Below are 18,661 nucleotides of genomic sequence, written 5' to 3'. Positions count from 1 at the left end.
ATCGCGATCCGGATGCTGATCGCGATCCCTCCCCTCGGTGCTTTCCCGGTGCGTCCCCGGCGGCGTCGCTCAGCCCTTGAGGCCGCTCAGCACGATCCCCCGGGTGAAGTAGCGCTGGAAGACCAGGAAGAAGACGATCGACGGCAGAGAGGCGAGCAGGCCGCCCGCCATGATCGCTCCCTGGTTCTGCGCGCCGGTGAAGTACGAGTTGAGGCGCGCGAGCGCGACCGGGATGTTCGCCATCTCGTCGCTCTGCACGAGGATCAGCGGCCAGAGGAAGTTGTTCCACTCGGCGAGCACGATGAAGATCGACATCGCGGCGAGGGCGGGGCGCAGCAGCGGCAGCACGATCCGCCACCAGATGCGCCACTCCCCGGCCCCGTCGACCCGGGCCGCCTGGACGAGCTCGTCCGGGATCGAGTGGAGGAACTGGACCAGGAAGAACAGCACGAACGCCTTGGCCAGCGCCGGGACGACGTAGCCCTGGTAGGTGTCCAGCCAGCCCAGGTTCCGCATGATGACGTAGTTGGGCACCAGCGTGGTCTGCCAGGGCACCATCATCGAGGCGACGATCATCAGGAAGATCAGCCGTCTGCCCGGCACCCGGTGCTTCGTGATCACGTACGCCGCCAGCGAGGCGATCAGCAACGAGCCGGCCGTGATCGCGACCGTGATCACCAGGCTGTTGAACATGAACCGGCCGAAGCCGAAGTCGACCTGGAACCGCTGGAAGATGCCCTGGAGGTGGCCGGGGTTGACCTGGGTGGGGGAGTAGCCGGGGTCGTAGAAGTTGTCCAGGGTGGGGTGTTCGGGCACGAACGACGGCGGCTGCCTGTCGATCTCCGTCACCGGTTTGAACACCGTGATCACCATCCAGTAGAACGGCGCGATCATGGTGAGTGACAGCAGGTAGAACGGCAGGCGCAGCAGGGGAGCGGCGGTCATCAGAGCTCCTTCAGGGCGCGGCCGATGCGGAGGTTGACCATGCTGAGGGCGAAGATGATCACGAAGAGCACCCACGCGATCGCCGAGGCGTAGCCGAGCTTGAAGTGCGTGAAGCCCTGGTCGTAGAGGTAGGGCACGATCATCAGGCCCGAGTCGAGCACGCCGCCGATGTTGTTGGTGCCCCGGAACACGATGTAGACGGCTTCAAAGACCTGGAACGCCCCGATCAGACCGGTCACGACCACGTACGTGGTGACCGGGCGCAGCAGCGGCAGCGTCACCCGGCGGAACTGCTGCCAGGGCGTGGCGCCGTCGATGCGGGCGGCCTCGTAGTACTCCTGGGGGATGGTGTTGAGCCCGGCGACGTACAGGACCATGCCGTAGCCCATCCCGCCCCACACCGACATGAGCACGAGGATCGGGATCGTGAGCCCGGGTGTGGCCAGCCACTCGACGGCCCGGCCGCCGAACCATCCGGCGACGGTGTTGGCCAGGCCGAAGTCACCCGGATTGAAGATCCATTTCCAGAGCAGCATCAACGCGATGGACGAGGTCACCGAGGGCAGGAAGAAGACGGTCCGCATGACGCGGTGCGGCCAGCCCGACCCGCTGAAGGCCAGCGCGAGACCGAGCGACAGCAGCGTGCCGACGCCGACGGACGCCACCACGTAGAGGAACGTGTTGCCGAGGGCGTGCCGGAACCGGTCGTCGTCGAACAGCAGGCGCCGGAAGTTCTCCAGCCCGGTGAACTCGGGGGCGGTCACCCCGTCGAACCTCGTGAAGCTGAGATAGAGCGAGTTGGCCAGCGGCCAGACCAGGAAGCCGGCGAACAGGGCGAGGAACGGCAGCAGCATCAGATAGGACGTGCCGTGGCGGCGCCATCGGTGCCGGGAGACGGCGGCAGGGGTTGCCATCAGATTCTCCAGTCGGAAGGGGGCCGCCCCGCGGTCCGTACGGACGCGAGGCGGCCGGTGAGGGGTGCCGCGGCCGGTGAGAGGTCAGGTGTCACCGGCCGGTCCGCGGCCGTGGGCGGGCGGTCAGCCGGCGTTGCGCTCCATGACCTTGGCGGCCTCGCCCAGGGCCGTCTTCATGTCGGCCTTGCCGAGGATCGCCGACTGGAGGTGTTTGGCCACGTCGCCCGCGCTCTCGTCCCAGCCGGGGCATCCGGGGGCCGCGGCGCCGGTGCTGATGATCTTCGCGAACACCTCGGACTGCTGCGGCTGGAACGGCGAGTCGGCCACCTTGTCCGGACGCGGCGGGAGGTAGGAGACGTTGCGGGCCTTCGACTCGGCGTTCACCGCGTCGACCGCCTCGTCGGTGTAGAGGTACTTCACGAAGTCGGCCGCCTGCTGGATGTGCTTGCTGTAGGACGTCACCCCGACCGCCCGGCCGCCGATGAAGGTCGTCGGGCCCGCCGGGCCGGCCGGCAGCGGGGCCACCGCCCACCTGCCCTTCAGCTTGGGCTTGGAGGTGTCGATGACGAGGGCGTTCCAGTTGCCGCCGTAGACCATCGCGGTGCCCGCGTCCAGCGCGTCCGAGGTGGTGACCGTGTCGGTGGGCGCGCCGTACTTGTGGTGCAGGTCGATCCAGAACGACAGCGCCCGCTCGGCCTCGGGGGTGCCGAGCGAGGGTTTGCAGTCCGGCGTGTAGAAGCTGCCGCCGGCCTGGTAGAGGAAGTTGAAGTAGCCGATCCAGTCGAGGTTGCCCCAGTCGATGCCGAACGGCGTCCTGACCCCGGCGTCCTTGAGCTTCCGGATGTCGGCGGTCAGTTCGTCCCAGGTCGCGGGCGGCTTCTTGATCCCGGCCTTCTCGAACAGGTCGGTGCGGTAGTAGAGGGCCTCGGTGGACATGTCGAGCGGGATGCCGTAGACGGTGCCGTCGGGGGAGACGGCCGACTTCCACTGGGCGGGCTGCGCCTGCGCCTTGAGCTGCTCGACGCCGTACTTGCGCAGGTCGACCATCCCGCCGCGCAGGCCGAACTGGATGGTCCAGGTCATGCCGCCGGAGACGACGTCCGGCCCGCTGCGGCTGGTGGAGGCCGCGAGCAGCTTGGCGTACGCGTCGTCCCAGCTCAGCGTCTGCACCTTGATCGTCACATTGGGGTGCGACTTCGTGTACAGGTCGGCCGCCTTCTGGAAGGCCGCGCTCTCGTCGTCGCCTCCGGTGGACCACCACGTGAGCGCGGCGGGGGCATTCGCGTCGGCCTGCCGGGTCTCCGGGGTGCCGCTCGTCGCGCAGCCCGCGCCGAGGGTGATCAGGCCGGTGATGAGGGCGGCGCGGGCGGCCGCTGTCGTTCGTCGCATGGGGTCTCCGATCTCACGGACGGTGATCGATTGACATGTCGTGCCCCCGAGAGGCGGCCGCCGCGACACCGTGCCGTGCGGACGCACCTCACACGCGTGGAATTCGTGCAGAGTCCAGCACTAAACCGGATTAGTTGCAAGAGGGTCTTTCAGTCCGTCAATCCGGGCTTTACAGGTCATCAGGCGTGATTACGCAGGTGATCGCCGTATCCGATCAGGAGATTCGTTCCGGTTGGCGACCCTTAACCGGGTCAGAACCCTGAAACGAGGCACTTGTGTAGCCTTGACCGGCGTATGCCCCACCAGTCCACGGGAGCCCCCATGTTCGTTGACATGCCCCTCGACCACCTGCGTGCGTACCTGCCCGAGCGCCGGGAGCCGGCGGACTTCGACGACTTCTGGGACCGCACGCTCGCCGAGGCGCGCGAGCACGACCTGAACGCCGTCTTCGAGCCGTACGAGGCCGACCTCGCGCTGGTGGACGTGGCCGATGTGACGTTCGCCGGGTTCGGCGGGCATCCGATCAAGGGGTGGTTCATCGCGCCGGCGGGCGCGTCCGGCCCGCTGCCGTGTGTGATGGAGTTCATCGGGTACGGCGGCGGCCGCGGCCGGCCCCACGACTGGCTGCTGTGGCCCGCCGCCGGCTACGCGACCTTCGTGATGGACACCCGCGGGCAGGGCGGCACCTGGCGCTCGGGCGACACGCCCGACCCGGTCGGCGGCAACGGCGCGCAGATCCCCGGCAAGCTCACCCAGGGCGTGTTCGACCCGCACGACTACTACTACCGGCGGCTCTACACCGACGTCGTGCGGGCGGTGGAGGCGGCCAGGTCGCATCCCCTCGTGGACGCCGGGCGCGTCGTCGTGACCGGCGGCAGCCAGGGCGGCGGCATGGCGCTGGCCGCCGCGGCGCTCGTGCCGGACCTCGCGTACGCGTTCGTCAACGTGCCGTTCATGTGCGACATCCGGCACGCGGTGGAGATCACCGACGAGGACCCGTACGGCGAGCTGGGGCGGTTCTGCGGCATCCACCGCACCCGGGTCGAGGAGATCTTCGCCACGCTCGGCTACTTCGACGGGCTGCACTTCGCGGCGCGGGCCCGCACGCCCGCCCGGTTCTCCGTCGCCCTGCGCGACGGCGTCACCCCGCCCTCCACCGTGTTCGGGGCGTACAACCACTACGCCGGCCCCAAGGACATCACCGTGTGGCCGTTCAACGGCCACGAGGGCGGGGAGTCGCAGCAGGCCCTGGAGCAGCTCCGGCTGGCCCGCAAGATCCTCGGCTGAGTCCGGCCGGACGCGGGCGTGATCTCGGCCTGTGATCTCGCAGGGTGGACGCGGGGCGCGGACTCCCCGCGTCCGCAACTACCCTGGGGCCGATACCCTGAACGGGCAGGCCCACGATTCCGAGAGAGACCATGAAGACCTTCGAAGAGCTGTTCGCCGAGCTGACAGACAAGGCCCGGACCCGGCCCGCGGGGTCCGGCACCGTGGCCGCGCTGGACGCCGGCGTCCATGCCATCGGCAAGAAGGTCGTCGAGGAGGCCGCGGAGAGCTGGATGGCGGCCGAGCACGAGTCGGCGGAGCGGGCGGCGGAGGAGATCTCCCAGCTCCTCTACCACGTCCAGGTGCTCATGCTGGCCCGCGGGATCGGGCTGGACGAGGTCTACAAGCATCTGTAGCCGCCGCGGCGGCCCCGGATGTCCTGAATCTCATCGACCTCGTCCTGCCTGGAAGGATCTTTCACTCATGCTGCGCATCGCCGTACCGAACAAGGGCGCGCTCTCCGAGGGCGCCCAGACCATGCTGAAGGAGGCGGGCTACCGCCAGCGCAGGGACAGCAAGGAACTCGTGGTCGTCGACTCCGAGAACTCCTGCGAGCTGTTCTTCCTGCGCCCCCGCGACATCGCCGTCTACGTCGGCGAGGGCACCCTGGACGCCGGCATCACCGGGCGCGACATGCTCTTCGACTCCGGGGCGCCGGCCGAGGAGGTCATGCCGCTCGGGTTCGGGCGGTCCACGTTCCGCTTCGCCGCCCCGGCCGGCGCCCACTCCGGCGTGGCCGGCCTGTCCGGCCTGCGCATCGCCACCTCGTACGCCGGGCTGCTCGGCAAGTACCTGGCCGACCAGGGCGTGGACGCCCGGGTGATCAAGCTCGACGGCGCGGTCGAGACCGCGATAAGGCTCGGCGTCGCCGACGCGGTGGCCGACGTGGTGGAGACCGGCACGACGCTGCGCAACGTCGGGCTCGAGGTCTTCGGGGAGCCGATCGCGCACTCCGAGGCCATCCTGATCAAGCGGGCCGGGGCGCCGGAGGCCAACGGCTTCCAGCAGCTCATCCGCCGCCTGCAGGGCGTGCTGGTGGCCCGCGACTTCGTCATGATCGACTACGACATCCGGGCCGAGCGCATCGACGAGGCCATCTCGATCACCCCGGGCATGGAGGGACCGACCGTCTCCCCGCTGCACCGCGAGGGGTGGGTGGCGGTGCGGGCGATGGTCCCGCGCAAGGGCCACCAGCAGGTCATGGACCAGCTCTGGGAGATCGGCGCCAAGGCGATCCTCGTCACCGCCATCTTCGCCTGCCGCCTGTGACCCGCGGGGCCGGCCGCACGCGATGACATTTGTCATCGCGGAGGCCGGAGGCATCCCACTGCCGCGTTTCCCGGCCCGCTTCTAGTTTTGTCCGCATGAACGCCATCTCCTTCACGGACGTCACCAAGAGGTACGGCGACGTGCTCGCGGTCGACGGCCTCGACCTGGAGGTCCCGGCCGGCAGCACGGTCGCGCTCCTCGGGCCGAACGGGGCCGGGAAGTCCACCTCCATCAACATGCTGCTGGGCCTGCTTAGGCCCTCGGCGGGCGAGATCCGGGTCTTCGGCGAGCCGCCGGAGACCGCCGTCGCCCACGGCGAGATCGGCGCGATGCTCCAGGAGGGCGAGCTGATCCCCGAGCTGACCGTGGCCGAGACCGTGGACTTCGTCCGCCGGCTCTACCCGAACCCCCTGCCGCGCGAGGAGATCCTCCGGCTCGCCGACCTCACCGACCTGGCCGGGCGGCGGGCGAACCGGCTCTCCGGCGGGCAGACCCAGCGGGTCCGCTTCGCCCTGGCGGTCGCGGGCGGGCCGAGGCTGCTGCTGCTCGACGAGCCGACCGCGGCCATGGACGTCGAGTCCCGCCGTACGTTCTGGGAGAACATGCGCCGGTACGCGGCGCAGGGGCGCACGATCCTGTTCGCGACGCACTACCTGGAGGAGGCCGACGAGAACTCCGACCGGGTCGTCGTGATCGCGCGGGGGCGGGTCGTGGCCGACGGCACCGCCGTCGAGATCAAGGCCGGGGTGGCCGGGCAGACGGTGAGCTTCCGGCTGGGCGACCAGCCGGCCGCCGGGCTGGAGACCCTGCCGGGCACGACCGGCGTGGAACTCCAGGCGGGCCGCGTCACGCTGCGCACCACCGACCTCGACTCGACGGTCGAGGCGTTGTACCGGAAGACCACCCTCGACGTGCGCGATCTCCAGGTCCACGGGGCCGATCTGGAGGACGCCTTCCTCGCTCTCACCAAGGAGTCGTGACGATGCCGCACTACCTGAAGGTCGAAGTGCTGCGCATGCTGCGCAACAAGCGGTACGTCATCTTCGTCGTCGCGTTCCCGCTCGGCTTCTACCTGCTGTACTCGAACCTGTGGGGCGCGCAGACGGACGAGACCACCGGGATCAAGGGCAGCGTGCTGCTGATGGTCAACATGGCGGCGTACGGCGCGCTCGCCTCGTCGGTGATGTCCACGGCCGTGCCCTGGGCGCAGGAACGGCACAGCGGCTGGCTGCGGCAGCTCCAGATCACCCCGCTGCCCGCCTGGGCCATCCTCGCGACCAAGCTCGTCGCGTCCCTGCTGCTGGTGCTGCCCGCGCTGGTGCTGGTGGGGCTGGCCGCGGTGCTCACCCAGCACGTGTCGCTGCCGGCGGGGCAGTGGGCCGGGCTGCTCGCGTTCATGTGGATCGGGACCATCCCCTTCGTGGCGCTCGGCCTCGCCATCGGCTCGATGCTGCGGCCCGACACGGCCCAGCCCGTGGCCATGATCTCCATGTTCGGCCTGGCCCTGCTGGGCGGCCTGTGGTTCCCCACGTCGCTCATGCCGGAGGCCATGCGGAACGTCGCCAGGGTGCTGCCGTCGTACGACTACGCGGGCATCGGATGGCGCATCGTCGCCGGGCAGGCGCCGTACGGGCCCGACGTGGCGGGCATCGTCGCCTGGGCCGTCGCGCTGGGAGCCGTCGCGGTGTTCGTCTACCGACGCGCCGTGGTCCGCGCCTGATCCGGCGAAAAAGCGGAGAGGGGCGGCGCGATGAGCCGGCTGGCCAGGATCTTCAGCTTCGGCGGACCGGACGACGGTCCGTACCGCCTGCGGCGGCTGATCGGCATGTCGCTCGGCCTGATCTACCTGTTCTACCCGGTGGCCGAGGTGATCGACGGCAGGCTGGGGACGGCGCAGGCGGTCTGGCGGATGGTCGCGCTCGCGGCCTTCGTGGGCGTCTACCTGACGGTCGTGCTGGGCCCGCGGGGCCTCGGCCACCGTCCCCGGTGGATATTCCCCCTGCTCGGTCTCGCGACCCTGATGGGGGCCGCCTTCCCGCTGGTGTTCCACAGCGAGAGCTGGCTGACCCTGCCGGTCTACCTGGCCGTCGTCTACGCGATGGCCCTGCCGCCCCGGCGCGCCGTGCTCGGCATCGGCGCCATGGCGGCGCTCCTGATCGCCGACGGCCTGGTGATCGGCGCCGAGGACGGGCTGCTGTGGATGCTCGTGCTGCAGACCGCCACCCTCGGCGTGCTGTTCATGAGCGTCCGCAACACCCGCGTCCTCATCGGCAAGCTCAGGGAGGCCCAGAGCGAGGTGGCCAGGCTGGCCGCCGCGGAGGAGCGGCTGCGGATCGCCCGCGACCTGCACGACCTGCTGGGACACGGCCTCTCGCTGATCGTGCTGAAGAGCGAGCTCGCCCGTCGGCTGGCCGAGCAGGGGTCGCCGAAGGCGGCCGGGGAGGTGGCCGACATCGAGGCGGTGGCGAGGCAGGCGCTGCTCCAGGTGCGCGAGGCCGTCACCGGCTACCGCCGCAGCTCGCTGCCGGAGGAGATCGACGGCGCCCGCGCCGCGCTGGCCGCCGCCGGGATCGCCCTCACCGCCCGCACGTCCGGCGCCCCGCTGCCCGAGGACCTCGACGGCCTGTTCGGCTGGGCCGTGCGCGAGGCCACCACCAACGTCGTACGGCACGCCCGGGCCACTCGCTGCGAGATCACCGTGTCGTACGGCGAGCGGGGCGCCGTGCTGGAGGTCGCCGACAACGGCCGCGGCGGGCCGTACCGGCCGGGCAACGGCCTGACCGGGCTCGGCGAGCGGGCGCGCGCCGCGGGCGGCGACCTGGAGGTCGAGAGCGGCGGGCGGGGGTTCCGGGTGCGGATCAGGGTCGCGCCGCCCCCGGACCTCACCCGCACTCCCACTCCGGAGATCGCCGCGGATAGGTTGGCCGAGTGATCAGGGTCGTGCTGGCGGAGGACCAGAGCATGGTCAGGGGCGCGCTGGCCTCGCTGCTCGGTCTGGAGCCCGACATCGAGGTGGTCGGGGAGGCGGCGAACGGCGACGAGGCGGTCGAGGTCGCCGAGGCGACCCGGCCGGACATCGCGCTGCTGGACATCGAGATGCCCGGCAGGGACGGCATCGCCGCAGCCGAGGAGCTGCGCCGGCGGGTCCCCGGGTGCCGGGTGGTGATCCTCACGACCTTCGGCAGGCCCGGCTACCTGCGCCGGGCGATGGAGGCCGGGGCGGTGGCGTTCCTGGTCAAGGACAGCCCCGCGCGCGACCTGGCCGCCGCCATCCGGCGGGTGCTCCGGGGAGAGCGGGTGATCGACCCCGGGCTGGCCGCCGCGGCGCTCAGCGCCGGGCCGAACCCCCTGTCGCCGCGCGAGCGGGACGTGCTGTCGGCCGCCGCGGACGGCTCGACCATCAACGACATCGCGCTGCGGCTGCACCTGTCGGAGGGCACGGTGCGCAACTACCTGTCGGCGGCCATCCAGAAGACCGCGGCGCGCAACCGCATCGAGGCCGTCCAGAAGGCCCAGGCGCAGGGCTGGCTCTGACCCGGCCGGGTCAGCGGGCGGCCTGGATCTCGGCGACGTGGCGCAGCAGGTCGCTGACCCGGACCACGCCCATGCACCGGCCCACCTCGTCGACCACCACCAGGTCGTCGTACGCGCGGGTGTTGTCGCGCCCGGCCACCTGCATGGCCGCGATCGCCGGGGTGGTCTTCGCCACGATCTTCGGAGGGTCGGCCAGGCGGCTGGCCGGCTTCTTCGCGTGCAGCGCGTGGCCGTACGCCCCGGCCATGAACAGCAGGAACCGGCTGCGGTCGACGCTGCCCTGCGGGCGCTGGTACTCGTCCACCAGCACCACGCTGGTGATCGAGGGCTCCGCGCTGAGCACGCCCACGACCTCCTCGGCCGTCGAACCGGCCGGCAGCGTCACCGCCGGGAGCAGGAACTCCTGCACGCGTGGTCCCAATCCATAGCCGCCCGGCCCGGTGAGGCCCGGCGCGGCCGGGACGGCCTCGGCCTCCGGCACCGGCAGCGGCACGTGGACGCGGTTGTGGCCGTGGGAGGGCCGCCAGTCGAGCGGCGCGAGCAGGGGGCCCTGAGCGAGCCTGATGCCCCAGCCGCGCACCGCCGCGAGCTGCGTCTCCTCGCGTACGCCGGGGGCGAGCACGTGCGCCCCGGCGCCGCGGGCCAGGCGGACGAGCGACTCCACGAGCGCGCCGCGCCGGGGGTCGCGCGCTCCCCGCGCCACCAGATCGCTGGAGAGCGCGATCACGTACGGCGCGGCGTCGGCGAGCAGGTCGAGCGGCATCGGGGCCGTGCCGAGCTCACCGAAGGCGACGAGGTAACCCACCGCGCGCAGGCCGTCGATCCCGGACAGCAGGGCGGTCCGCCCCACGGCCGCGAGGTCGCCCTCGATCATCAGGATGACCTCGCGTGGACGGCGGTTGCACATCCGCAGCGCCTCGTGCAGCGGCGCCGTGCCGGCCGAACCGGCCGCGACGACGGTGGCGGAGATCGGCAGCACCAGCGGCAGCGCGGTCTCCTCGCGGGCCGCGGCCAGCACGCCGTTCACCGTGTCCGCCACACCCCCCACGCCCCCCACGCCGCCCGCGACGCCGCCGGGGTCCTCGGGAACCACCTGCACGGCGATCGCGCCACCGGTGTCGAGGTCGACCACCGGCAGGAACAGCGGGACGGCCGGGCGGAGCGGAGCGCCGTGGTGAGTTCCCTGGTGAGTTCCGTGGGGAGTCCCCGGGGCGAAGGGCGAGGGCAGGGGCCCGGTTGCGGAGGCGGCGGGGGTGTACCGCCGCACGAGGCCCGCCGGGTGGTGTCCCTGCGGGTCGTCCGGGTGGTACGCCGACGGGGCGCCCGGGACGGACGCGGCGACCGGCGACGCCGGGGAGGAGGGGAGCGTCACGGGGTGAATTGTGGGACGACTCCCGGGGGTCGTTGACGCTTACAGTGGGAAATTCACCTACATTTCCCCATCAGTTGGAGGGAATCCGGCAAACGACCACACCGGTAGTCTGATCAGCCATGACGGGACGGCCCGCCGCTGGAGGCGGCAGATGGGTCTCGGTGACCCCCGAGCGGCTCGCGGGCTGGATCGCGCGCTTCGCCGCACGGCACGGCCCGATCGAGGCGGTCACCCTGCCGGACGTCGTGCGTCTCGACGCGGCCGACGGCGCGGTCGCCGAGTGCCATGTGCCGTTCCCGCCGCTGCGCCCGCCGTCCGCCACGCTGTCCGCCCAATCGTCCGCCGCGCCGTCCGTCGCGCCGCCGGGCCTGGCGCCTCCCGGGCTCCCGGCCCCGGCGGCGGCGCTGGTGGCCCACGCCTGCCGCGAGCGGACCGTCGGCGTGCTGCTGGCCCGCCTGGGCGGGCACGCCGCCGGCGTCTTCACCGGCACCCGCCTGGTCGCGGCCAAGGCCGGGTCGCGTCAGGTCCACGGGCGCAGCGCGGCGGGGGGATGGTCCCAGCAGCGCTTCGCCCGGCGCAGGGACAAGCAGTCGGCCGAGGCGCTGCGGGCCGCCGCCGACGTGGCCTTCCGGCTGCTGACGCCGCGGCTGGCCGACCTGGAGGCGCTGGTGCTCGGCGGGGACCGGCGGGCGATCGACGAGATCCGGGAGGACCGGCGTCTCGCGCCGCTGTTCGCCCTGGAGGCCGGGCCGTTCCTCACCGTTCCCGATCCCCGGCCGGCGGTCCTGGAGGGCGCCCCGGACCTGTTCCGCGCCGTGCGGATCCGGCTGCTCGACCCCTGACCGGGCGCTCGCCGCAGCCGCCGGCGGCGACGGCGGCACTACACTTGAGCCCATGAGCGCTCCCGACTGATCGCTCCCGGCACCGGTCCTGTCCGCATCATCCACGGGAGTGTCCCCTCTATCATGATCATCGCCACCGACGTCGAACTTCGCGCGGGTTCCCGCCTGCTCATCGAGGGCGCCTCGTTCCGGGTGAACCCGGGCGACAAGATCGGGCTGGTCGGGCGCAACGGCGCCGGCAAGACCACCCTCACCAAGGTCCTCGCGGGCGAGGGCCTGCCAGCCACGGGCTCGGTCACGATCTCCGGCAGCGTCGGCTACCTGCCGCAGGACCCCCGTACGGGAGACCTGAGCGTGCTGGCGCGCGACCGGATCCTGTCGGCCCGCGGGCTCGACGAGGTGCTGCGCGAACTGCGCGAGGCCGAGGCCGGGATGGCCGCCGACGACCCGCGCGTGCGCGACCGGGCGGTGCGCGCGTACGGCCGGCTGGAGGACCGCCTGCACGTCCTCGGCGGTTACGCCGCGGAGTCGGAGGCCGCCTCGATCGCCTCCAGCCTCGGGCTGCCCGACCGGGTTCTCGGCCAGCCGCTGCAGACCCTCTCCGGAGGGCAGCGCAGGCGGGTCGAACTGGCTCGAATCCTGTTCAGCGGAGCGGAGACTCTCCTGCTCGACGAGCCCACAAACCACCTCGACGCGGACTCGATCGGCTGGCTTCGCGATTTTTTGCGTTCCCACCAGGGCGGCTTGGTGATCATCAGCCACGATGTCAACCTTCTTGAAGCGACGGTAAACCGGGTGCTCCACCTGGACGCGAACCGCTGCGTCATCGACACCTACAACGTCGGCTGGAAGGCCTACCTGACCCAGCGGGAGACCGACGAGAAGCGGCGCAAGCGGGAGCGCGCCAACGCCGAGCGGCAGGCGTCCGCCCTGCTGTCCCAGGCCGACCGGATGCGGGCGAAGGCCACCAAGGCCAAGGCGGCCCAGGACATGGAGCGCCGCGCCCGGCGGCTGCTCTCGGGCGTGGAGGGCGAGCGCCGGTCGGACCGCGTCGCCAAGCTGCGCTTCCCCCAGCCGGCGCCCTGCGGCAAGACGCCGCTGACGGCCCGCGGCCTGTCCAAGTCGTACGGCTCGCTGGAGGTGTTCACCGACGTCGACGCCGCCGTCGACCGGGGCTCCCGGATCGTCATCCTGGGCCTGAACGGCGCGGGCAAGACGACCCTGCTGCGCCTGCTCGGCGGCATCGAGAAGCCCGACACCGGCGAGGTCCTGCCCGGCCACGGGCTCAAGCTCGGCTACTACGCGCAGGAGCACGAGACCCTCGACGCCGGGCGCACGGTGCTGGAGAACATGCGCTCCGCGGGCCCCGACCTCGCCGACGTCGACCTGCGCAAGGTGCTCGGCTCGTTCCTGTTCACCGGAGACGACGTGGACAAGCCGGCGGGGGTCCTGTCCGGCGGTGAGAAGACCCGTCTGGCGCTCGCCACGCTGGTGCTGTCGAGCGCCAACGTGCTGCTGCTGGACGAGCCCACCAACAACCTCGATCCGGCCTCCCGCGATCAGGTGCTCACCGCCCTCGGCTCCTACACGGGCGCGATTGTGCTGGTCACCCATGACGAGGGCGCCGTGGAGGCGCTGAAGCCGGATAGGGTGATTCTGTTGCCAGACGGAGTAGAAGACGCATGGAGCGACGAATTTTCCGATCTTGTGGCGCTTGCCTGATCTTAATTTGAGCGGGTAGGGATCTTTTCCCGCGGAGTAGGTAGCCGATCCCGTCGAAATGACTGATCATGGGCTGAAGTAACGCTGCGGAAGTCTGGCACTACAGGAGGTACTCGTGGCCGAGACTCTGAAGAAGGGCACCCGGGTGACCGGGGCCGACCGGGAAAAGCTGGCCAGCGATCTCAAGAAGCGCTATTCCGCGGGTGAGAGCATCCGCGCTCTGGCCGCTTCCACTGGCCGGTCGTACGGGTTCATCCACCGCATCCTGAGCGAGTCCGGAGTGACTCTGCGCGGGCGCGGCGGCGCGACCCGGGGCAAGTCCAAGCGCTAGATCCACCTCAAGACGCGCGACCGCAGCCGCTCGTTCCTGTGAGAGTGAGTGGTCGGGTCCAGCTAACCAGAACGTCGTTCGGTAGGCTCGGGCACGACCGCGGGTCGAACAGGAGCGCGGACGCCCGGCACGGGCGGTGCGCCGCACCGGACCGGCCGTGCGAGGCGACGTGGCTCCTCACCGAAGGCAGGAGCAGGCATGGCGGAAGCGGCAGTGGGGGGGGATCCGGAGCACGCCCGCGAGACGGGCGGCGGCTCCGATGTGTCGACGGTCTCGGCGGCCGCGCCGGCCGAGATCGGACTGCGCTGCGAGGTGGACGGCGAGATCGCGACCGTCACCCTGGACCGGCCGGACAAGCGCAACGCACAGACGTTCGCGACCTGGTCGGCTCTGGCCCGGATTGGGGACACCCTTCCGGAGCGGGTGAGAGTGGTCGTGGTCAGAGGCGAGGGGCCGTCCTTCTCAGCCGGAATCGACCTGCGCATGTTCACGCCCGAGGGGGTACCCGGGCAGGAATCTTTCGCGAGCGTCGCGGCGCTCGGCGAAACCGAGCTGGAACGGCTGATCGCGGAGGCACAGAGGGGTTTCCTGTGGCTGCGCAGGCCGGAGATCGTGTCGATCGCGGCCGTGCAGGGTCACGCCATCGGGGCGGGTTTTCAGCTCGCGCTCGCGTGTGACCTGCGGGTCGTCGCGGACGACGTGAAGTTCTGCATGAAGGAACCCGCGCTGGGGCTGGTTCCCGACCTGACCGGGACCAAGCCCCTGGCCGACATCGTCGGGGTTCCCCGCGCCATCGAGATGTGCCTGACCGCCCGCGTCGTCGGGGCCGAGGAGGCCGTACGGCTCGGCCTGGCCGAGATCGCGGTGCCGGCGGGCGAGCTCGGCCAGACCACCCGTGACCTGGCCGCCGCGCTGCTGGCCACCGACCACGCCGCCGCGACCGCCACCAAGCGCCTGCTGAGGGCCGCGCCGGGGCGCACCCTGGAGGAGCAGGCCGCCGCCGAGCGGGCCGAACAGGTGGCGCGCATCCGCGCACTGTTCGCTTCGAACTGACGGACACTGTTCGCTTCGGACTGACGGGCAGTGTTCGCTTCGAACTGACAGGCGCTGTTCGCTTCGAGCTGACGGGGGAATCGGGGGGAGTCCTCCCATCGCTGCACGGCCTGGGAGGATGTACGGCATATGTCGATGATGAACGGGGGCTACGGCTTCCAGGTGATGCGGTCCCTGCGGCGTGACAGCTCCGTGACGAAGGAGCGCATCGCGCCGGGGACCGTCCGGCGCATCGCCGGGTACGCGCGGCCCTTCCGGGCGCAGATCGCCGGATTCCTCGCGCTGGTGGTGGTCGACGCGGTCATCGTGGTCGCCAACCCGCTCCTGATGAAGGCGATCATCGACGACGGCATCATCCCGAAGCGGGTCGAGGTGGTGCTTTGGCTCGCCGTCACGATCGCCGCGCTGGCCGTCGTGGACGCCGGGCTCGGCCTGGCGCAGCGCTGGTTCTCCGCGCGCATCGGCGAGGGCCTGATCTACAACCTGCGCACGGAGGTCTACGACCACGTCCAGCGCATGCCCGTGGCGTTCTTCATGCGGGCCCAGACCGGCGCGCTGGTCTCCCGGCTGAACACCGACGTCATCGGGGCGCAGCGGGCGCTGACCAGCACGTTGTCGTCGGTGGTCTCCAACGTGATCAGCCTGGTGCTGGTGCTCGGCACCATGATCGTGCTGTCGTGGCAGGTCACGCTGGTCGCGCTGGTCCTGTTACCGATCTTCATCTTCCCCGCCAAGTGGGTCGGCCGCCGGATGTCGGCGCTGACCCGCGAGCAGATGCAGCTCGACGCCGAGATGAGCTCGGTGATGACCGAGCGCTTCAACGTGGCCGGGGCGATGGTCGCCAAGCTGTACGGCAGGCCGGACGACGAGGCGGCGTACTTCGCCGAGCGGGCGGGCCGGGTCCGGGACGTCGGCGTGATCGTCGCGATGTACGGCGCGGTGTTCCGCATCGCGCTGGGGCTGGTCGCCGCGCTGGCCACCGCGCTCGTCTACGGCCTCGGCGGCAGCCTCGCGATCTCCGGGGCGTTCGCGCTCGGCACCCTGGTCGCCCAGTCGTCCCTGCTCATGCGCCTGTACGGCCCGCTGACCAGCCTGTCGAACGTGCACGTCGACGTGATGACCGCGCTGGTGAGCTTCGACCGGGTCTTCGAGGTCCTGGACCTCAAGCCGATGGTCGCCGAGAAGCCCGGCGCGCGGCCGATCCCCGGGGGACCGGTGACGATCGAGTTCGACGACGTGCGCTTCCGCTACCCGGCCGCCTCCGACGTCTCGCTGGCGTCGCTGGAGTCGGTGGCCCGCCCGGACACCGGTCCCTCCCAGGAGGTGCTGAAGGGCGTGTCGTTCACCGCCCGCGAGGGCGAGCTGGTGGCGCTCGTCGGCCACTCGGGCGCGGGCAAGACCACCATCACCTCGCTGGTCTCCCGGCTGTACGACGTGGACGAGGGGGCCGTGCGGATCAACGGGCTCGACGTCCGCGACGCCACCCTCGACGGCATCAGGGACACGGTCGGGGTGGTCATGCAGGACGCCCACCTGTTCCACGACACGATCGGCAGCAACCTCCGCTACGCCCGTCCCGACGCCACCGACGAGGAGGTCTGGGAGGCGCTGCGCGCGGCCCAGATCGCCGACCTGGTCAAGAACCTGCCCGAGGAGCTGGAGACGGTCGTCGGCGACCGCGGATACCGGCTGTCGGGCGGGGAGAAGCAGCGCATCGCCCTGGCCCGCCTGCTGCTCAAGGCGCCCCGGGTCGTCGTGCTCGACGAGGCCACCGCGCACCTCGACTCCGAGTCCGAGGCGGCGGTGCAGCAGGCGCTGAAGACGGCCCTGCGGGGACGGACCTCGCTGGTGATCGCCCACCGGCTGTCGACCATCCGCGAGGCCGACGCGATCCTGGTCATCGAGGACGGCCGGGTGGTGGAGCACGGCCGGCACGAGGAACTGCTGAAGCGGGGCGGCGCGTACGCCGAGCTGTACCGCACCCAGTTCACCGGCTCGGGGTCCAACGGCTCGGGGTTCAACGGCTCGGGGTCCTCAGGCGGCTCGGGACGCTAGCGGTATCCGAGACGGGCCAGTTCCTCCCTGGCCACCTTCTCCACCAGCTCGGCGTCCTCGCCGGACAGGCGGCTGCGCCAGCCGCCCGGCCGGGGGATCGTCGCGCCGTACAGCGCGATCATCGAGACCTTGGTCTCCAGGAAGGACGACACCGCGTCGATCGCCTCGCCGGGCGCGGCCACCAGGTCCTCGTACCTGAGCGTGAGCAGGTGCTCGGCGGGCAGTTCGCGGCGCAGGGCCGCGCTCAGCCGTACGGCGCCGCGCCAGCGCAGGGCGCACTTGCCCGCGGCCGGCATCTCGGCCCAGCGCTGCCGGTGCTCGGCCGAGCGCACGCCGAGGAACGGGTTGGGAAACTCGGCGTCCTCGCTCAGCATGTGCGGCTTGACCCAGGCCATGCAGGCGGGATCGGCCAGCATGTCGGCGACGACGTCGCGGCCGTCGCGGATGACCTGGATGAACCGGGCGTCCGGAAACGCCCGCAGCAGCACCGGCGTGCTGTAGATCAGGTCGGGACTGGCGTCGCCGAACCGCGACAGCGCGTCCGGCCCGACGCAGGGCCCGGCGCCGATGATTCCGCCGGCCTCCCGGCAGGCGGTCGTGCACTCCGCACAGGAGGCCGGGACGACCTGCCAGGCCTCAGCCAGCACGTCGCGCAGCACCCGGGGCGCCCCGCCGCTTCGGGCGATCGAGGGCCTCCGGGCGAAGGCGTAGACGACCCGGGTCACCGGGCCCCTGCCCATGGTCACGTGGAAGCCGGGGGAGCGCTTGAGCGCACGGCCCAGCAGGTCCGCGCCGGAGTGCGGGGCCGCGATCACGAACACCGGGCGACGGACCTTGACGCCGTTGACCACGAGGATGTGCGTCGGAGGTCGCATAGATACCGCTTAGTCTGACACCCTTTGAAGGGTGAGCGAGCGCATCCGCGGCGGGGCGGGGGGTGTCGCCTCGGTAACGGTACCGGAGGCGCCCCGGCGGCTGCGGCCGGGGGACACCGTCGCGCTGGTCGCGCCCGCCGGGCCGGTGGATCCCGTACGGCTGGAGCGCGGCGGGGCGGTCCTGGAGGAGCTCGGCCTGCGGGTCGTGCACGGAGCGTCGGTGCGGGCCCGGGAGGGCTACCTGGCGGGGCCCGACGCCGCGCGCGCGGCCGATCTCCAGGAGGCCTGGTGCGACCCCGGGGTGGCGGCCGTCATCTGCGCGCGGGGCGGCTACGGCACGACCCGGCTGCTCGGGCTGCTCGACTGGGACGCCATGGCGGCGGCCGGGCCGAAGATCCTGCTGGGGTCGAGCGACATCACCGCGCTGCACCGGGCCTTCGCCGACAGGCTCGGCCTGGCGACGCTCTTCGGGCCGATGCCGGCCTGCGCGACGATCAGCGACCCCGGGGGGCCCGAACCGGTCACGTTCGCCCACCTGCGGCAGGCACTGTTCGAGGGCGGCACGCCCGCCCCGATCACGGGCGACCGCGTCGTCGTGCCGGGACGGGCCGAGGGACGGCTCACCGGGGGCAACCTCGCCCTGCTCGCCGCCCTGTGCGGCACGCCGTACGCGATGCGGGGGGAGGGCCGGATCGTCCTGCTGGAGGACGTGACCGAGGAGCCGTACCGGATCGACCGGATGGTGACGCAGTTGCTCCAGGCGGGCTGCCTGGACGGCGCGGCGGGGATCGTGCTCGGATCATGGGTGGACTGCGGCGACCCGCTGCCGGTGCTGGCCGAACGCCTGGCGCCGCTGGGTGTGCCGGTCCTCGCCGGGCTGCCCGTCGGACACGGATCACCACAGCTGAGTATGTGGTTGGAGACGAATGTGGCTATTGTGACCGAATCGTGTTCCGTCGCGGGCGCAATCCGCGACTCCGACGCGGCAACCTGATACGCGCCCGGAGGCGCCCGGGCCGTGGTGAAGGGATGGT

18 protein-coding genes are annotated in these 18,661 nt (G+C 71.6%); 13 read left to right on the top strand and 5 right to left on the bottom strand.

Going from position 1 to position 18,661, the window contains the following annotated elements; translation table 11 throughout:
- Nucleotides 1-69: 69 nt before the first annotated feature.
- The 3 genes from HHX40_RS13135 to HHX40_RS13125 form a co-directional block, all read right to left on the bottom strand.
- Nucleotides 70-945, bottom strand: coding sequence for a carbohydrate ABC transporter permease (locus HHX40_RS13135; protein ID WP_182880777.1), 876 nt, complete (start codon nt 943-945; stop codon nt 70-72).
- The gene (locus HHX40_RS13130) at nt 945-1,859 is read right to left on the bottom strand and encodes a carbohydrate ABC transporter permease (RefSeq protein ID WP_182880776.1); all 915 of its coding nucleotides are present in this window, start codon (nt 1,857-1,859) and stop codon (nt 945-947) included. The genes HHX40_RS13135 and HHX40_RS13130 overlap by 1 nt, the downstream gene beginning before the upstream one ends.
- A gap of 123 nt (nt 1,860-1,982) precedes the next feature.
- Nucleotides 1,983-3,248, bottom strand: a complete 1,266-nt coding sequence (locus HHX40_RS13125) for an extracellular solute-binding protein (RefSeq protein ID WP_182880775.1) — start codon at nt 3,246-3,248, stop codon at nt 1,983-1,985.
- Between the two features lie 321 nt (nt 3,249-3,569).
- On the opposite strand from HHX40_RS13125, the gene HHX40_RS13120 reads away from it, so the two are divergent.
- The 7 genes from HHX40_RS13120 (at nt 3,570) to HHX40_RS13090 (ending at nt 9,377) form a co-directional block, all read left to right on the top strand.
- Nucleotides 3,570-4,535 carry an acetylxylan esterase gene (locus tag HHX40_RS13120; RefSeq protein ID WP_182880774.1) on the top strand — a complete coding sequence of 322 codons (966 nt, stop codon included), beginning with the start codon at nt 3,570-3,572 and terminating at the stop codon, nt 4,533-4,535.
- Between the two features lie 131 nt (nt 4,536-4,666).
- A complete protein-coding gene (locus HHX40_RS13115; protein ID WP_117410040.1) occupies nt 4,667-4,930 on the top strand; it encodes a phosphoribosyl-ATP diphosphatase in 264 nt (87 codons plus the stop codon).
- Nucleotides 4,931-4,997: 67 nt separating this feature from the next.
- On the top strand, nt 4,998-5,843 hold the full coding sequence (gene hisG, locus HHX40_RS13110; RefSeq protein ID WP_138461186.1) for an ATP phosphoribosyltransferase: 846 nt from the start codon (nt 4,998-5,000) through the stop codon (nt 5,841-5,843).
- 95 nt (nt 5,844-5,938) lie between these two features.
- Nucleotides 5,939-6,823 carry an ABC transporter ATP-binding protein gene (locus HHX40_RS13105; protein WP_182880773.1) on the top strand — a complete coding sequence of 295 codons (885 nt, stop codon included), beginning with the start codon at nt 5,939-5,941 and terminating at the stop codon, nt 6,821-6,823.
- Nucleotides 6,824-6,825: 2 nt separating this feature from the next.
- Nucleotides 6,826-7,563: an ABC transporter permease gene (locus HHX40_RS13100; RefSeq protein ID WP_182874498.1), complete on the top strand. Its 738-nt coding sequence runs from the start codon at nt 6,826-6,828 to the stop codon at nt 7,561-7,563.
- A 30-nt stretch (nt 7,564-7,593) separates the two neighbouring features.
- Nucleotides 7,594-8,775 (top strand): sensor histidine kinase, encoded by a 1,182-nt coding sequence (locus tag HHX40_RS13095; protein WP_182880772.1) that lies wholly within the window; start codon nt 7,594-7,596, stop codon nt 8,773-8,775.
- Nucleotides 8,772-9,377 carry a response regulator transcription factor gene (locus HHX40_RS13090; RefSeq protein ID WP_117410035.1) on the top strand — a complete coding sequence of 202 codons (606 nt, stop codon included), beginning with the start codon at nt 8,772-8,774 and terminating at the stop codon, nt 9,375-9,377. Before HHX40_RS13095 ends, HHX40_RS13090 begins: the two co-directional genes overlap by 4 nt.
- A 10-nt stretch (nt 9,378-9,387) precedes the next feature.
- On the opposite strand, the gene HHX40_RS13085 is transcribed toward HHX40_RS13090, so the two are convergent.
- The gene (locus HHX40_RS13085) at nt 9,388-10,749 is read right to left on the bottom strand and encodes an EAL domain-containing protein (RefSeq protein WP_310738073.1); all 1,362 of its coding nucleotides are present in this window, start codon (nt 10,747-10,749) and stop codon (nt 9,388-9,390) included.
- A gap of 119 nt (nt 10,750-10,868) precedes the next feature.
- Between HHX40_RS13085 and HHX40_RS13080 the strand changes: the two genes are divergently transcribed.
- From HHX40_RS13080 to HHX40_RS13060, 5 genes are all read left to right on the top strand, one after another.
- Nucleotides 10,869-11,591, top strand: a complete 723-nt coding sequence (locus tag HHX40_RS13080; protein ID WP_182880771.1) for an acVLRF1 family peptidyl-tRNA hydrolase — start codon at nt 10,869-10,871, stop codon at nt 11,589-11,591.
- A gap of 123 nt (nt 11,592-11,714) precedes the next feature.
- Complete coding sequence (locus tag HHX40_RS13075; RefSeq protein ID WP_117410033.1) at nt 11,715-13,313, top strand: ABC-F family ATP-binding cassette domain-containing protein; 1,599 nt, start codon at nt 11,715-11,717, stop codon at nt 13,311-13,313.
- A gap of 115 nt (nt 13,314-13,428) precedes the next feature.
- Complete coding sequence (locus tag HHX40_RS13070) at nt 13,429-13,644, top strand: helix-turn-helix domain-containing protein (protein ID WP_030904785.1); 216 nt, start codon at nt 13,429-13,431, stop codon at nt 13,642-13,644.
- Nucleotides 13,645-13,842: 198 nt separating this feature from the next.
- Complete coding sequence (locus tag HHX40_RS13065) at nt 13,843-14,697, top strand: enoyl-CoA hydratase/isomerase family protein (protein ID WP_182880770.1); 855 nt, start codon at nt 13,843-13,845, stop codon at nt 14,695-14,697.
- Between the two features lie 129 nt (nt 14,698-14,826).
- A complete protein-coding gene (locus tag HHX40_RS13060; RefSeq protein WP_182880769.1) occupies nt 14,827-16,752 on the top strand; it encodes an ABC transporter ATP-binding protein in 1,926 nt (641 codons plus the stop codon).
- Here the strand turns inward: HHX40_RS13060 and HHX40_RS13055 are convergent.
- A complete protein-coding gene (locus HHX40_RS13055) occupies nt 16,749-17,627 on the bottom strand; it encodes a sulfotransferase family protein (RefSeq protein ID WP_117410030.1) in 879 nt (292 codons plus the stop codon). The two genes, HHX40_RS13060 and HHX40_RS13055, sit on opposite strands and share 4 nt — an antisense overlap.
- A gap of 31 nt (nt 17,628-17,658) precedes the next feature.
- On the opposite strand from HHX40_RS13055, the gene HHX40_RS13050 reads away from it, so the two are divergent.
- Entirely contained in the window at nt 17,659-18,621 is a 963-nt protein-coding gene (locus HHX40_RS13050; RefSeq protein ID WP_310738072.1) for an LD-carboxypeptidase, read from the top strand.
- Nucleotides 18,622-18,661: the final 40 nt, after the last annotated feature.

Source organism: Microbispora sp. H10949, from assembly GCF_014161435.1.
Lineage (GTDB): Bacteria > Actinomycetota > Actinomycetes > Streptosporangiales > Streptosporangiaceae > Microbispora > Microbispora triticiradicis.
This window is presented reverse-complemented; position numbering and strand designations above follow the sequence as displayed.